This window comes from Raineya sp. (assembly GCF_053497555.1).
On sequence record NZ_JBRCWE010000069.1, the window covers coordinates 1 to 15490 of the forward strand.

11 protein-coding genes are annotated in these 15490 nt (G+C 39.7%); 5 read left to right on the forward strand and 6 right to left on the reverse strand.

Annotated features, from left to right (window positions below; genetic code table 11):
• Window positions 1-348, reverse strand: a 348-nt coding sequence (locus tag ACWITO_RS09160; RefSeq protein ID WP_448529692.1) for a Uma2 family endonuclease, incomplete at its 3' end; no start/stop codon positions are given.
• A gap of 198 nt (window positions 349-546) precedes the next feature.
• On the opposite strand from ACWITO_RS09160, the gene ACWITO_RS09165 reads away from it, so the two are divergent.
• The 3 genes from ACWITO_RS09165 to ACWITO_RS09175 all read left to right on the forward strand — a co-directional run bounded on the left by ACWITO_RS09165 (window position 547) and on the right by ACWITO_RS09175 (window position 3606).
• Entirely contained in the window at window positions 547-870 is a 324-nt protein-coding gene (locus ACWITO_RS09165; protein WP_448529693.1) for an HU family DNA-binding protein, read from the forward strand.
• A 6-nt stretch (window positions 871-876) separates the two neighbouring features.
• On the forward strand, window positions 877-1701 hold the full coding sequence (locus ACWITO_RS09170) for a tetratricopeptide repeat protein (RefSeq protein ID WP_448529694.1): 825 nt from the start codon (window positions 877-879) through the stop codon (window positions 1699-1701).
• 351 nt (window positions 1702-2052) lie between these two features.
• Window positions 2053-3606, forward strand: coding sequence for an Rne/Rng family ribonuclease (locus ACWITO_RS09175; protein ID WP_448529695.1), 1554 nt, complete (start codon window positions 2053-2055; stop codon window positions 3604-3606).
• A 167-nt stretch (window positions 3607-3773) separates the two neighbouring features.
• Here the strand turns inward: ACWITO_RS09175 and tsaB are convergent, their stop codons facing one another.
• On the reverse strand, window positions 3774-4451 hold the full coding sequence (gene tsaB, locus ACWITO_RS09180) for a tRNA (adenosine(37)-N6)-threonylcarbamoyltransferase complex dimerization subunit type 1 TsaB (protein ID WP_448529696.1): 678 nt from the start codon (window positions 4449-4451) through the stop codon (window positions 3774-3776).
• Between the two features lie 249 nt (window positions 4452-4700).
• On the opposite strand from tsaB, the gene ACWITO_RS09185 reads away from it, so the two are divergent.
• On the forward strand, window positions 4701-10397 hold the full coding sequence (locus ACWITO_RS09185) for a T9SS type A sorting domain-containing protein (protein ID WP_448529697.1): 5697 nt from the start codon (window positions 4701-4703) through the stop codon (window positions 10395-10397).
• Window positions 10398-10402: 5 nt separating this feature from the next.
• On the forward strand, window positions 10403-12589 hold the full coding sequence (locus tag ACWITO_RS09190) for a T9SS type B sorting domain-containing protein (protein ID WP_448529698.1): 2187 nt from the start codon (window positions 10403-10405) through the stop codon (window positions 12587-12589).
• Window positions 12590-12634: 45 nt separating this feature from the next.
• Here the strand turns inward: ACWITO_RS09190 and ACWITO_RS09195 are convergent, their stop codons facing one another.
• The 4 genes from ACWITO_RS09195 to ACWITO_RS09210 form a co-directional block, all read right to left on the reverse strand.
• The gene (locus tag ACWITO_RS09195; protein ID WP_448529699.1) at window positions 12635-13405 is read right to left on the reverse strand and encodes a methyltransferase domain-containing protein; all 771 of its coding nucleotides are present in this window, start codon (window positions 13403-13405) and stop codon (window positions 12635-12637) included.
• 40 nt (window positions 13406-13445) lie between these two features.
• Entirely contained in the window at window positions 13446-13853 is a 408-nt protein-coding gene (locus ACWITO_RS09200; RefSeq protein ID WP_448529700.1) for a hypothetical protein, read from the reverse strand.
• Between the two features lie 234 nt (window positions 13854-14087).
• Complete coding sequence (locus ACWITO_RS09205) at window positions 14088-14585, reverse strand: Rab family GTPase (protein WP_448529701.1); 498 nt, start codon at window positions 14583-14585, stop codon at window positions 14088-14090.
• Window positions 14524-15438 (reverse strand): hypothetical protein, encoded by a 915-nt coding sequence (locus ACWITO_RS09210; RefSeq protein ID WP_448529702.1) that lies wholly within the window; start codon window positions 15436-15438, stop codon window positions 14524-14526. The genes ACWITO_RS09205 and ACWITO_RS09210 overlap by 62 nt, the downstream gene beginning before the upstream one ends.
• Window positions 15439-15490 lie beyond the last annotated feature (52 nt).

Consider the following 15490-nt stretch of genomic DNA (forward strand, 5'->3'; position numbering starts at 1 on the left):
GCACCCTCTTTCATCTAATTTTTCTTTATCGCATACCACACACAAATCAGGCTGAACGACGGTGTAAATTTCTTTGTTTGCCTTTTTAGATTTTTTCTTGTCAAACAAACGAACATCAAAAGGGGCAATAAGTAAGTTACAGCCAAAATCATTTTTCTGTAAATACTCTCGCATATAGAAATACAAGTTTCCCGCCACCTTTTGGTGTTTCATATTTGGAGCAGGGGACATTTTGAAAATTTTGCCTTTGATGAGCTCCAGCCTTTCTTCAAATTGCCAGAGCAAATAATCGGCATAGGAGTAGGTTTGGTTCAAATCCAAAGCGTTGATGTCGGTGATTTTTTGCATAAAGACAAATATTTTCCCAAATATAACATTTTTTGTAAAATTTGCGTTTAGAATTGCTGAAAAACAGAGATTAAATTCTTGTTGCAACAAAGATTTTTGAAAAAAATTTTTTTATTCTTTGAGAATGTTTTATCTTTGTGCCTCAAAATTTTTCTTAAACCTGTGAAACATAATTAGTTACATTAAACACATACCAAAATGACAAAAGCAGAAGTAGTTGCAGAAATCGTTGAAAAAACAGGTGTAGAACGCGTTGTAGTACAAGCTGTGGTAGAGCAGTTTTGCAACGTAGTGAAAACCAATATGACCAAAGGTGAGAATATTTACATCAGGGGCTTTGGTTCTTTTATCAATAAGAAGAGAGCGAAAAAAACTGCTCGTAATATTTCTAAAAATACGGCTATTATTATTGATGCTCATTATGTACCTTCTTTCAAACCCGCTAAAACTTTTGCGGCAGAAGTAAAAAAGAGCGTTACAGATAAAAATGTAAAGCAAACCAAAAAGCGTAAAAAGAAATAGTAGCTTATGCTGAAATGGCAAGGATTTCTGATAGCAGGGGCGGGTATATTAGTTGCTACTTTTTTTTTCTTGCCCAAAGTAGTGGTAAAAAATCCTTCGGGAGAGCTAACGGAGCGTTCTTTGCTTGAAAAAGACAAAGCAATGCCTGAAAAAGAACACACTAGTACGCTTTCGGAAAGCGATAAGAAAAACCTTGCTTATTTCAAAAATCAATGGCTTAAAGCAGATAATTTGCAAGCAAAATTTCAATGGTCGGATTCTCTTGCTAAAATTTACAAGAAATTCAATCAGTGGGATAGTGTTGCTTTTTACAGCGAAAAAGTAGCCGAGCAATTCAATGATAAAAATGCTTGGCTTAAATCTGCTGAAAGCTATTTTGAAGCATTTACTTTTGCTTTGGATACAGCCAAAATTCGTAAGCTGGCAGAAAAAAGTCTGAAATCTTACGAAAAAGTATTAGGTTTTGAGCCTGAAAATCTGCTTGCTCAAACCAAAATGGGTGTTTTGTATAAAACGCTCAACCCCCAAGCTCCTATGAAGGGTATACAGATGGTTTCGGCGGTTGTAAAAAAAGACCCTAACAATGAACTTGCTTTATTTTATTTAGGCACTTTTTATGCTGAAAGAGGGGCTTTTCAGGAGGCAATAGAACGCTTTGAAAAGGTGCTTGCCCTAAACCCTAAGAACCCTGATGCTTGGATTTATTTGGCTCAATGCTACGAGGAAACTCAAAAGCCTAAAAAAGCCAAAGAAGCCCTACAAAAAGTTTTGGATTTAGATGTTCCTGCGGAAATCAAACAAGAAATTCAGAAAAAAATTCAGAGTTTGTAGTTCTGAAAACAGGATTTAGAACATTGTATATACGGAGTAAAACTTTCACTTCAAACTCTTGAACCTTCAAACTTTTTGAACTTAAATAATTGCAAAATACTTTTGAATTCATTTGTTTCACTATAAAATTTTACGATTATGCCTTGCGGAAGAAAAAGAAAAAGACACAAAATCGCTACTCACAAACGCAAAAAACGTCTTAGAAAAAACAGACACAAAAAGAAGTAGTTGAATATTTCTGGGTTTGAGTGTTGGGTATAGAATAATCACCCACCTCAAACTCAAATTTTACACTTTCAAGGCGTGAAAGTGTTTGTTTTATGTATTGTTACACTAAAAAATTGTACTACTTTGAGCAACGAACTGATTATCAATGCGAACACCGAAGAAGTTCGCATTGCTCTCTTGCGTGAAAAGCAAATAGTAGAGTATCACGTAGAGCAGAAGGGCAATCAGTTTGCAGTAGGCGACATTTACTTGGGGGTCATCAAAAAATTAGTACCGGGAATGAATGCCGCTTTCGTAGATGTAGGTTACGAAAAAGACGGCTTTCTGCATTATTTAGACCTTGGTCCTAATATTCGCTCGCTTATCAAGTACACCAAAGAAGTCATTGCTAAAAGACAGCAATCGGCATTCCTAAAAGGTTTCAGCCTTGAGCCTGAAACCGACAAAATGGGCAAAATTGAAGAAGTTTTACAAAAAAATATGCCTATTTTGGTGCAAATAGCCAAAGAGCCGATTTCCAGCAAAGGTCCGCGTCTTTCTTGTGAACTTTCGCTTGCGGGCAGGTATTTGGTGCTGGTGCCTTTTGGCAATTCGGTGAGCATATCCAAAAAAATAGTGAGTCGTGAGGAGCGTCAGCGTTTAGCTCGTTTGGTAAGTTCGGTAAAACCCGAAAACTTTGGCGTAATTATTCGTACCGTAGCCGAAAATGTAGATTTAGCCGAAATTGAGGCAGATTTGCAAAATTTACTCGCAAAGTGGAAAGAAGGTTTTGAGAACTTACGAAATGCTTTGCCTCGCCAAAAAGTAATCGGGGAAGTAGGACGCGTTTCGGCGATTTTGAGAGATATGCTTAATGATAACTTTGACAATATTGTTGTTGATGATAAGCATCTTTTTGATGAAATTAAAGGATACATCAAGCAAATTGCCCCCAAGCAAGAAAAAATTGTTCGTCTGCATAATGGCAAAGGAAAAATCTTTGAGGTTTTGGGCATAGAACGCCAGCTCAAAGGTCTTTTTGGTAAAAATGTTCCCTTGCCCAGTGGAGGCTATTTGATTATTGAACATACCGAAGCCTTACACGTGATAGACGTAAATAGTGGTAATAAATCAACTTCCGAAGAAAATCAGGAAGCCACTGCCCTCAATGTCAATTTGGAGGCGGCTCTGGAAATTGCTCGGCAGTTGCGTATGCGTGATATGGGCGGCATTGTGATTGTGGATTTCATTGATATGAAAAAAGCCGAAAACAAAAGGCTGGTGTATCAGAAAATGAAAGAAGCAATGGCAGAAGACCGAGCCAAGCATACGATTTTACCATTATCGCGTTTTGGGATTATGCAGATAACGCGTCAGCGGGTACGCCCCGAAGTAAATGTTGCTACTTTAGAAGATTGTCCTGCCTGCCGAGGTACAGGTAAAATCGGAGCCAGTATCGTCATTTCCGATTTAATTGAGCAGAATTTGGCTTACCTCATTGAAAAAAATAATGAAAAAAACATTCGGCTGGTGATGCACCCCTATCTTGCGGCTTTCTTTACCAAAGGAGGTTTGTTTTCAAAACGTTGGAAATGGCTTTTCCGTTATGGCAGATGGGTAAAAATTACAGCCGATAGCTCATTGGGTATCAATGAGTTTTACTTCAAAAACAAACAAGACGAAAATATTGAAATTTGAGCGAGTTCCAAGATGAACTCTGATTTTTCAGTTTTTTATTTTTAAGGACTTACAGCACCCCTTATTCCTCTTCTTAAAAAGTATTCAAAATTTTGATTTTCAGGTATATAACTCCCCTCTCCTTTGGAGAGGGGCTGGGGGTGAGGTCAAAAACATAAAGCATACCTTTAGGCAGAAGGACTAAAATTTGGACTTACAAACTCCTTCAAGTAATAAGGCTCAAAGTAAAACAGATTTTCAAATTCGCCTTTCTGATATTTTTTCCAAGCCATTTCGCCCATACTCTTTGCCAGAGGGTAAATATTTTCCAAAAAAATAGCATTGGGGTGCGAAATTACTTTCTTACATTTTTCTGCTCCATTACCAAAAAAAATAACCTTATCGCGAGATAAGTAATTAGCAAATGTTTCATTTTCTACAATAATTGCCGAAGTAGGCATAAGCAGTTCTCTTTGTGTATTGGCTACCAGGCAATATACTTCCATACGGCGGGCATCTATCATAGGGCAAAAGAGGGTATTTGGGGAGTAGAAAGGGATAACTTGCTCTATCATTGCTTCCAGCGTATTTATCGCTACGAGAGGCTTTTGTAGGGCATAGCACAATCCTTTGGCGGTAGCTACACCTATACGCAAACCTGTGTAGGAGCCGGGTCCTTTGGAGATAGCTATGGCGGAAACTTCGGAAAGTTGGCATTTGCTTTGCTTGCAAATTTCTTGAATGAGTAGGGTTAGCTCTTCGCTATGCGATTTTTCTGTATGCAATTCGTAAGAGGCTATGAGTTTACCTTCTTGATGCAGGGCTACCGAGCAAACGGGGGTAGCTGTTTCTATACTTAAAATCATTCTAAAAAATTTTTGCAAATGTACATACTTTTTATTAGTTTTGCTCAATAGGGAAAGTTTTAGGTTGCAGGGTTTCAAGTTGAAAAGGTTCAAACCTTAAACTTCAAACTCTTGTAACTCTTAAACTTCCAAACCCTCAAACCTTTGAACTTCAAACTTTCAAAAATTTTTACAATTTTTTTCTATTTTTTTGGTTACCTTTGAAAACCTAAATGTATAAATAGGTACAAGCTAAAAACAATTACAGATATGAGAACCCTTAATTCTTACAATTCCAAACTCTTTTCCACACCCTTCGGAAAGCCTTTCGGTGTGGTAATGCTCTGCGTATTACTACTATGGCAAGGAAAGGCTTGGGGGCAGTTGAATGTAAATGCTGTAAATACACCTTTTACGATTGATTTTTCTACAACAGTAACAGGTGTAAATAATGGTGCCTTTAATCCTTTTTCGGCACCCGGAGGCACTGTTTCTGAGGTGGCTCCATCAGCAGGTAAATTAAATGCAAATGCTTGGCATTTTATCAATGATGGAGCGGCAATTACCTCTAATTCTACTTTTGGTACTTCGCAAGGTGGTGGTAGAAATGCGGCTTTTGCTACTGCACCTGGTGCTTCTGCCAATAATGCTACTGGTGCTGGTTGGTATGGTTTTAATATAGGAGGAACAAACCCTGCTTTGGGTTGGCAACCTGATGGAGCTTTTGCAACTGATGGAGCTGTTACGCTACGATTGCAAAATAATACCGGTGTAACTATTACAACCCTTGATATTTTCTATAATGTTTATGAGATAAATAATTCTAACAATTCTAATACGGTTCGTTTTTTTCATTCTGCTAATGCTGCTTCTTGGGGTGCGGCAAATGAAATAGCCGCGATGCAAGTAACCTCTGTTAATGCAGAGCCTGCCGCTACTATCAACGTTACGGGTACATCAGTTGCCGCTGGTGGGGTGGTTACTATCACACACGCATCAGGAGCCAACTCTGCTATCAATAATAATGATATAGTTTTTTTGAACAATAGTGTCGTAAATACTCAATTACGGAGAGTTTCTGGATATGTAACAGGAAAAACAGCTACTACTACTACTATCCAAATAGACCCCGCCGTAGGTGCGGCAGTAGCTTCTCACGGTGCTGGAGGGCAGTTTACCGTAGCTCCCGTAATTGTACACCCACGAAGAGTGAGTTTGAACGTAACAATACCTAATGGCTCTTTTTATTTCTTACGTTGGTATTTAGGAGGTACAGGGGCAGATGAAATGGCTCTGGATAATATTATTGTTACGGCAAATCCTGTGGGGCTTCAACTGACAAATGCTGGAGTATCTACCATTATAGACTTTGATAATACACTTGCTAATGTAAATAACGGCACATTTACAGCACCAGCCAATATATCAGATGTTTCTCCTGCCGCTGGGCAACTAGATGCCAGTTCTTGGGCTTTTGTAAATGATGGAGCCGCCGCCGCCCCCGGCGGAGCCGCCGCTTTTGGGGGCATTGCTGTAGGAGGGCAGGGGGTATCCGCCGGTGGAGTAGCAACCGCGGGCTGGTATGGTTTTAACGTACCAGACCCTACATCAATAGACCCTTCTGCCACAACTAGGACACTTGGCTGGCAATCTGATGACCCTTTTGCTACCGCAGGAATGATAACCCTACGAATGTTTAATGCAACAGGGGCAAATCTTTTGGATTTTAGAATATCCTTTACCATTTGGGAAAACAACAATACCAATGCCTCAAATAGAGTGAGGGTTTATATTTCTAATGATAATACTACTTATACCTTAACCAGTGTAACGCATACATCAGTAGCCACTACTGCTGCAACAGGCTGGCAAGGCACGCTCTATACTTTTACAGCTCGTACCCACATACCTGCTCTTACGGTTGCACCGGGTGCTCCATTCTATTTACGCTTTTATATAGACCATAATAGCGGTACTGGACAAGGAGATGAAATGGCTATTGATGATATTACCATTGTGCCTTCTGCCACTGCACTTACTTCTATAAACCCTAACCGAGATATTGTTTGGGCTTATGATGGCTTTGATTATTACAATACAGCTAATATTGTTACAGATATTGATAGTGATGGTATAAACGATGCTCCTTTCAAAGGAATAAATACTGTTTTTGCTGATTTTGGTACCTTACCCATCAATCTCCATCAAATTATGACAAGTGGAGGTTTAACAGCCCGATATAGAAGAACCAATGGCTACGCGAGTTTAGGCTGGGCAGGAGATTGGCTTTCTGCTACCGCTCATAGTGACATTGTTGTAACAAGAGGAAAGGATGCCGTAGGTAATCCTGCTAAACCTACCATTCCTATTACAAGTGCTTCGCAACAAAGAAGTATTGTAAATTCGGGTATGTATGTAGAGGGTGGTAACAATAGAACCATAGGCAGAAGACTTCAGACAAGTACAGGTGGCTATGCCTTTCAATATACAGCTACCAGCACCACCAGCTATCAGCCTTGTACCTCTGTCAGTGCCGATTGTCCCGCGATTAGCCCCTTAAGGCACAACAACGATGTAAGATGTATTACACATATTCGTACTACGGATAATCAAGTTGCTGGTGACCACGTGTATTGGTCTCATACCAACAATGTGCGTATGGGAGCAGAAGGCTCTACTATATGGGTAGGCGTAATGCTTCGCAAAAATCATAATAATGCTGACCCTGTGTATATTTCATTGCACAGAAATACTCCTGAGCACAATTTAGGGGCAGGAACAAATGAGGTACAGATTGGTTATTTTGGTGGCACAAACCCCGATGGTACAGATGCAGATGGCTTTAGGCACTGGGGGGTAAGAGTAAATGGAGTGGTAACCCGAGGAACAGATGTTAATTCCCGTATTACTACTGCCCAAATGATTAATGGTAGCTTGACAGGACAACCTGCCGCAGGTACTCCCGAAGAGCGTGTTTTTGACTTACTTGTAGCAAGAATTGATTTTGCTCAGGGCACTCCTGCCACTGCCGCTAATATTACTACCCTGAAAGGTGGTTTTGACAATACCTATGCCTCTAACCATAGAGTTCAATTATGGGTAATTAGAGATATTGCTCGCGATAATGATTCACCTAACGCAGACGCTTATCCTCCTGTTCCCAATCCTGCAGGTTATCCATCGGATCAGGGAACAATACTAGACGACCTAGCTAGTGGAATTAACTTTACTACACATAGAAGTGTAGATGTTACAGTTCCAGCCGCGATAGATATTTCTTTCCATTCTGTGGGGTATTTTCCTGGTGCACAGCCCGATGCCAGTGCAATGGATGAACTTAGAATAGGCGGAAGTTTTAACCAAGCCGCTCTAAACTCACCTGTGGTAAGTTTGATACGTGGCTTGTGTAGTGCAAATGGTGGTACGCTTGGCTTACAGGCTTATGAGGGAGGAAGTTTCGGTTCAGCAAGATGTATGGAAACCAATGGTACTGTGAATACAAGTCTGCCCGATTGTCCTGGTACTACTACAAGTACAGCTACCAACCTAACCCAAGAAAGATATGACCCTGCCAGCACAGATATTTGGGGAAGTGCTGTACCTGAAAGTACTTTAGATGGTTTGTGGGATTTAGCTGCTGGGGGGCATCCTTCTTACGGAACAACTGGTAATAATGCTGTAATTAGGGCAGGTGGAGCTACTAACCTTTATGTTGGAGGTCCTAGAATTAACTCACTTAGTAGTGGGGCATACAATTATCAGCTTAACACAGGTAGTGGTCCAAACGACAACAACTATCTACTGGGTACTCAAAGCCGTCATAGCTTCGGACCCGCGTGGATTCCTTTCTACGACAACAGCCCTCATAGAAATGGTTACTTGATGAGTATCAATGCTTCCTATGCAAGAAGTAAGTTCTTTGACCAGACTATATCAGGCTTATGTGCAGATACCCAATACGAATTTTCTATTGATATCATCAATGTCTTACGTAGAACCAGAGTAATTACTAACTCTGCACCATATGCCATTGACCCATCTCTAACTTGGAGCTATGAAGGTGTTGCGGGAGGAGTAATGGTAGCTACAGATAGATGTGATCCTCAGTTTGAGCCGGGCTGTCAGCAAATGAGCCGACCTGGTAGCAGTGGTTCTTTTATAGGTTTAGGTTCAGTTACTCTTAACGGAACGGGACCTGCTGGTACTACCAGTGGTTCCGGGGGAACAAATAGAGATTATTCCTTGAACCCCGAAGTTGAGTTTGCCTTAAACGATGTACCTATTTACACTGTACCTATTTCTATCCCAAATGATGGACAGTGGCATAGAGTTGGGCTTACTTTTGTAACCAAAGCTAATCTTGCCCAAGCACTCAATCTTTCTGTAAAAAACCTTGCACCTGGTGGTATGGGGAACGACCTTGCAATAGATAACATTAGCTTCCGCCCTTGCGGTTCTACTTCTACATTATTCGACCAGTCTACCGTTTGTGATGATGGCTCTGGCGACCCTGATGCGGGTAATGTATGGTTGCAAATCAATAAAGCAGGACTAAGTTTTGCAAATGCAAGGGTAAGGTTCCAAAAATGGACACCATATCCCACGCCTATCAATCACCTTGTTACAGGGGTAAGCAATGCCGCCAATGCCGTGATAACGCTACCTGATGGACCAGCTCCTGAAGATGGTGATGGTACCCAAAGAATACCAATAGGGGCTGTTGTTGCTTTGTACGATTTGGAAGGTATGGGGATACTTAATGGAACACAGGCTACTGTATTGTCTAAAACATCTAATACCATTACAACAGACTTAAATACATCTGCTTCCCCAGCTTATCCGACAAACGTGGGGGTATTGAGATTGGTAGCTCTCCCTGATGCATTAGTTATTAATATTACTGCAACAAATCCTATAACTATAACCCTTACTGGTGGTGGCGATGCCATTCCTATTGGAACACAAGTAACATTTAGTGGGGTAGCAGGTATGACAGGTATCAATGGGGTTTCAGGTAGAGTTATATCTACTTCGCCTACTACTTTGGTAGTGCAGGTTGCGGCTGCACCTGGTGGGGCTTTCAATGATGCAGGTGGTACTGAGCTTATAGAGCTTATGCACGCCAGTGATGATTTAGATAACGATGGTATTCCTGATGAAAATGAATGGGTAGATATTACTTTTAACCCTTACAATGGAGTAAATTACTCATCAGTAGGCGTAACTAATTTCCCAGCGTTTTATCAAAGTAGCTTTATGCCTGCAACGCCCGTAGCCTTACCACGTGCTATTACGCAATTCAATGTATTTTACCCTAATGGTACTTACATTAGAGCTATGTTCGCAGGGAACGAGGCTAATCTTACAGATGTATCTGGCAAATGTAGATTTATTGCGAATGGTTTTGAGATAAATTGTAATATTTTGCCAGCTATAGGTGGTAGGCTCAAAGCAAGAAATACCGCAGATGGCATAGAACTAAAATGGAATGCCTATCAAGAAAGAGCAGGAGTTAAATATATTTTGGAACGCTCTTATGATGGACAAAACTTTATAGAAATAGCAGACTACTCTGCTCTGGGCAGACCTGAATATAAACATTTAGATAGGGCTCCTTTTGTTGGTAAAAACTACTATCGTGTAAAAATTGTAGAAACCAACAGTTCTTTCTATTACACCAACATTGCCACTGCCGACTGGAGTGAGGGTAATATGATTACCATATACCCCAACCCTGCAAATGATAATGTGAATGTAGTATTTTCTGATGATTTTGCCGCAGAAAATAAAGTGCAAATCAAAGTAACAACTACTATGGGTAGTGAGGTGAAGAATAGAAGTTATGAACTTCAAGCAGGTACTCGCACATTAGCTATCCCGACCGCAGATTTGCCTAATGGCTTATATCTACTTGAAATTCAGATTGGTACTGAAAAAGTCGTTCATAAATTGGTTATTAAACATTAAGATTTATGAAAAAGCTTGTATGTTTCGTTGTGGCAATGGGATTGCTTAATCTCATTGCCACAAAAGCTCAAACTGTAAGTTTCTTACCAAGTAATACTTACACGGCATCCGTTCCCAAAGGACCAGGTTCTTATTACTTTCAAGTGAGCAACACTACCAGTTGTGCTCTTGGAGGTACAGTGGCAAATGATAATTGTCCATTCAGATTAGCTGTTAGTAGTTTTCCCTGTCCAAGTAGCCAGCTTATTATGGATTGGGAGCCAGTCAGTTTTACTCCTTTTATGAGTGGCTTGCCAACACCGCAAATAGAGCATCCAATTGGATTTGCGGCAACTGATACCCCGCCTTGTACTTCTGGTTTTACGATATGCAGAACAGCAAACTTTTATTACTATGGACCTGGTATTTACCAGTTTCGTTTGTGTGTAAGATGTCCAGCAATGACTGCTCCGGGTGTATGTGCTACAATTACTTATACTGTAAATCCCCCTGTAAATACACCACCAGTGGTTACATTAGAGGATATCATAGAACTTACCCTTCCTATTAGCAATACTGAACGTTTAGATGCTACTATTAGCGACCCTGCTGATGCACTATCGGTGCAATGGTCGCAAAGTGGCACAAACCCTATGGCTATTACTTTGCCACCAGACTTTAATATACCCTCTGGAACACCTTCTACACTTTCTCAATTAGATGTTTCACAAATTACCAAGCCTGGTACGTATTCTTATTCTGTTACTGCTTCCGATAGTTATTTACCACCGGCAGTAACAACTGCAACGGAAACCTTCATAGTCAAACCTGCCCCGAGCAGTTTAGGGATTTCTATTACTCCACCGGGGACTGCTCCCGACCCGAATGTGCTTTATACCCCTGTCAATAATGTACCTTTGAATGCTCAAATTACAGGTATCAATGTGTATAACGATAGGGTACGGTATCAGTGGTCGCAAATAGCAGGACCCACAGCTATACCTATGCCACCTGCCGCTTACACGGCAAACATCAATGATATTCCTGTGAGCAGTAGCACCTTTAATGTTCCGCCGCTAAATCTGAATGCTTTGGCTTATGGTATTTATACCCTACGTCTTACGGTAGAAGATGAGTATTATACAGGTAGCACCATTACGCAAGATATAACTTTTGAGGTAAAACCTCCTCAAAGCAATCTTGATGTTACGGTAAATCCTGCAAGTGAAACTACTACTGACCCTTACAATAATTTCACATTTAGTGGTGAGGTTACAGGTATCAACGCGAATAGTGATGTAATTATTACCTACTGGCGTGCTGAAAATGGCAATCCTGCAAGCATTGCTTTGCCGCATACAATGGCTTCTCCCAATGCCATTCCTTTGGGAACTACTACCTTCAATCAGTCTGTTACAATGAACCAACGCATTACCGAAGGTACGTATGAGTTTTGGTTTGTGGCAAAAGATATATTCTATAATGTAGGCGATTCGGCGAAGGTGAGAATCATTGTAAAACCCGGCGAAAGCACATTTGCTCTTACAATTGACCCAAGTCCTGAAAAACGTGTGGTAAAAACACCTGAAGGTTTCATTTTCAATGAGGGTGAAAACCCCCAAAATACACCTTTTAGCGTGAAGGGTAGGGTTACAGGCATTAGCGATAAAACCGATTATGTACGTACCTATTGGCGTATGCAATATGAACCCGAACTGCCTGACCAAGATGAGCAATTGCAACCTACTTTGCCTCATACGGCAAGTGCTATGAAAAGCATAGATTTGGGCGTAACAAGCGATGAAAGCGAAGTGGTGTTTAATTTGGGTAATTGTTCGGCAGGGACTTATACCTTGCATTTTGTGGCTCGTGATGTATTCTACAATACAGCAGATTCGGTTTCTACTAAAATTATAGTAACAAAACCTGTAAGCATAGAACCAGCGGCAATGTTTAGTCCTAATGGCGACGGGCAAAACGATATTTGGTTTGTGAAAAATGTTGAAAGTTTCCCATTCCTGGGCGTGAAAATTATCAATGAACGTGGAGAGTTGATTTTTGAGACCGAATCACTTGCTCGCTTGCCTGAAAAAGGATGGGACGGCAGACGCAAAGATGGCAAACTCGCCACAGAAGGAGCATACTACTATCAGTTTTATGACACACGCGACCAAAAAATATTTAATGTAGGTTCCTTTGTCTTGTTGAGATAAGCATTGAGGGCTTCATTAAAAAGTGAAGCCCTCGCTTTTTTATATCTACTTTTCAGCTATAAAAAACAAGTCCAAAGCCTTTTCGGTGTTTTTAGTCAGAAAGTAGTCAGTATAGTCAATTTCTGTTGCCAAAGCATTAGGATTTTTCAGCAAGCGATTGCGATTGATGCGATTGAGCAAGGTATAAGGTGTCTGCAATACCCAACGTGGTAGGCGATATTCCAAATTCAAAATATCCCATTTTTTCCATTTGGCTACTGCTTTGCGGTTTTCTTCGTGATAGCGTTCTACTTTTTCATTTCCCCAGACGCCTTGTTTTTCTATTTTTTGAAAAGCACTTTGCAACAACTTCTCTAACCCCTCTGCCGTATATTCGCGAATGTGCCAAGGATTGCGAGTGAGCGATTGTTTGATGTTTGGAGTAGAAAGAATTAGCTTGCCTTTGGGTCTTAAAACTCTGTAAATTTCTTCAATGAGCAGTTTGTCGTTAGGAATATGCTCAATCACCTGAAAGCAAAGTACATAATCAAAACTATCGTCTTCTAAACTTTCCAGAGGAGGTATGTAGTGCGTAATGAACCTGTGTTGAGGATATTTTGCTTGCAGATGTTCTATGAGTTGTTCATTTTTATCCAAAGCGGTGTAGCTATCGCATTTAGGAAAGATGACTTCCAAACCTCTGCCCAAGCCACAACCTATTTCTAAAACATTGCCGCTTATTATTTGCGAAGCCGCCCAATAAGCGAAAAAAAGCCTTTGATGAATAGGATTGTCTGAAATAATCGTGTTTGAGGTAATTTCAGTAGTGGAAAACATATTTTTTTAACCCAAAAATTGCTTATTCAATAAAACTGCTTTATTGCTCTTTTTTCAATATTTTTTCACGTTCCAAATAAAACTCATTTCGTTCTTGCTGAATTTTTTGCAGTTCGTTATGATACCAAGAAACATCTTGCATAATTACGAAATAAAACTGCTCTCCATATTGCTCAAAAAAACGAATAATACAACGAAATTGCATCAATTTATCGTATAGCTCTGCCTCAATGAAATTGATACTCACTTCTTGAATATCCACCGAGAGCAAATGTTCTAAAAATGGGAAAAGTGTATAAACCGATTGTCCGTAGCTATTTTCCAAACTCACAAAAGAATTATTGCTATGCAAAATTCGGGCATTTACGTCTAAAAGCATTGCCAGATGTGTATCCCTTGCAAAAAGGCAGTGGGCTTGCTCAAAAATATCTTGATAGTCAATGTTCATTCTTCCAAGTTCTTAAACTGATTTAATCTAATCTATTATTCACATTCAAAAATGCAGAGTTTGAGCATTGGATATTTTATTTTTTGTTTTCTGTTTTGCAATTATTTACGTTCAAAAAGTTCAGCGTTTGATGTTCAAACCTTTAAGAGCTTTATCTCTCATTTTTTCTGTCTAACGTCTATTTGCTAAAATCCTGTTTTCTGCATCTTGTTTCTATACTACAAAATTTATATTTCACACCTTTTTCCCAATCATCGCTTCAGCAAGGGCTAAAAAGGCATTTTCAACGTTTTCACCTGTTTTGGCACTGCAAAGAAAATCATAACTTACGGGCAATTGCTTGAGTTGTTCGGGGCTGATTAAATCTCCTTTGTTTGCAATTTTGAGAATAGGCACATTGGGTAAAATTTTCTGCACATACTCTATATCGGCTTGCATTTGCTCGTAAGTAGAAGGGCGAGTTACATCAAACACGTATAAAATACCATTAGAACCCAAATAGTAAGATGTATTGACACGAGTTTGGGTAACCTCGCCAGCAATATCCCAAATCATCAAATTTACAATATCTTCGCCGAGCTCTACCACTTTTTTATCAATTTTTACGCCCAAAGTGGTCAGATACTCTTCTGAAAATTTTTGATATACAAAACGCTTGGTAAGTGAAGTTTTACCAACGCCAAAATTTCCAATTAAAATGACTTTTTTGCTGTACGTTTTTCCTGTATTCATTGATTTTTTGAGCAATTAGGTTATAGTGTGGAAAGTCCTCAATATGTTTTTTGAGTAAAATATTCAAATCAGTTTGCTGTATTTCTTCATCAGAGCGTTGGCTCAAATGTTTTTCGTAAAACAACTGCATATAGCTTTGCAAACGCTCCTGAAAACTTTTATCTACCACCCCCGAAACCACAGCAACCAAATAAAAACGAACTGCACTGAACACAAACATTTTCAAGTTACCATATTCCAGCATTTCCAAATCGGCTTTATTGCCAAAGGCATCATTGACAAAAGATTTGATAGCCGTAAGCATACCTGCCACCATATCGTCATCAACTACATCAGTTTGGCTATAATGGGCTTGTAAGATGCCCGAATTTTGCCAAATTACAAAAAATTCTTGAATAGTGGCTTGGGAGGCTTGTGCCAAAAGCATTTCTTCTTGCTTTACTCCAAAAAGGCTTAAAAATTCTCGGCGAAACGCTTGCCACGAAAAGCTATTATCAATTTGTTTGTTGATATTCTCGTTGAGTTTTTCCAGCTCGGTTTTGATAAATTTTTGAACCAGCTTGCCAATGATAGGGTAGAGGGCATCAATCATTTCGGGTTGGGACTCGCGAATTTCTCGCTTGATTGCCTCGCTGATATTGTTGAGCTTACCGACTTCGTTTTTTACTTTTTCAATCTTTTCCTCTAAAATAGGTTCAAGTTTGTGTAAGATTTTCTCTTCTTCTTTCGGAAAACTTTCTTTGATACTACGGATTTCTTGGGAAATTTTTTCTTGCACCTGCAAATTTTGCTTTTGCAAGACTTCCTCAAACATATCAAAGAAAACATTTACCTTTTCAAATGCGTCATTCATTTGCCAAATTATTTGAAGGCTTGAACGTTGAAACTTTGCCTTGAACCTTAAA

Excerpts from the sequence above, each read along its gene's own strand:
- ACWITO_RS09165 (WP_448529693.1), top strand. The coding sequence starts at position 547 with ATGACAAAAGCAGAAGTAGTTGCAGAAATCGTTGAAAAAACAGGTGTA.
- ACWITO_RS09170 (WP_448529694.1), top strand. The coding sequence starts at position 877 with ATGCTGAAATGGCAAGGATTTCTGATAGCAGGGGCGGGTATATTAGTT.
- tsaB (WP_448529696.1), bottom strand. The coding sequence starts at position 4,451 with ATGATTTTAAGTATAGAAACAGCTACCCCCGTTTGCTCGGTAGCCCTG.
- ACWITO_RS09185 (WP_448529697.1), top strand. The coding sequence starts at position 4,701 with ATGAGAACCCTTAATTCTTACAATTCCAAACTCTTTTCCACACCCTTC.
- ACWITO_RS09190 (WP_448529698.1), top strand. The coding sequence starts at position 10,403 with ATGAAAAAGCTTGTATGTTTCGTTGTGGCAATGGGATTGCTTAATCTC.
- ACWITO_RS09195 (WP_448529699.1), bottom strand. The coding sequence starts at position 13,405 with ATGTTTTCCACTACTGAAATTACCTCAAACACGATTATTTCAGACAAT.
- ACWITO_RS09200 (WP_448529700.1), bottom strand. The coding sequence starts at position 13,853 with ATGAACATTGACTATCAAGATATTTTTGAGCAAGCCCACTGCCTTTTT.
- ACWITO_RS09205 (WP_448529701.1), bottom strand. The coding sequence starts at position 14,585 with ATGAATACAGGAAAAACGTACAGCAAAAAAGTCATTTTAATTGGAAAT.
- ACWITO_RS09210 (WP_448529702.1), bottom strand. The coding sequence starts at position 15,438 with ATGAATGACGCATTTGAAAAGGTAAATGTTTTCTTTGATATGTTTGAG.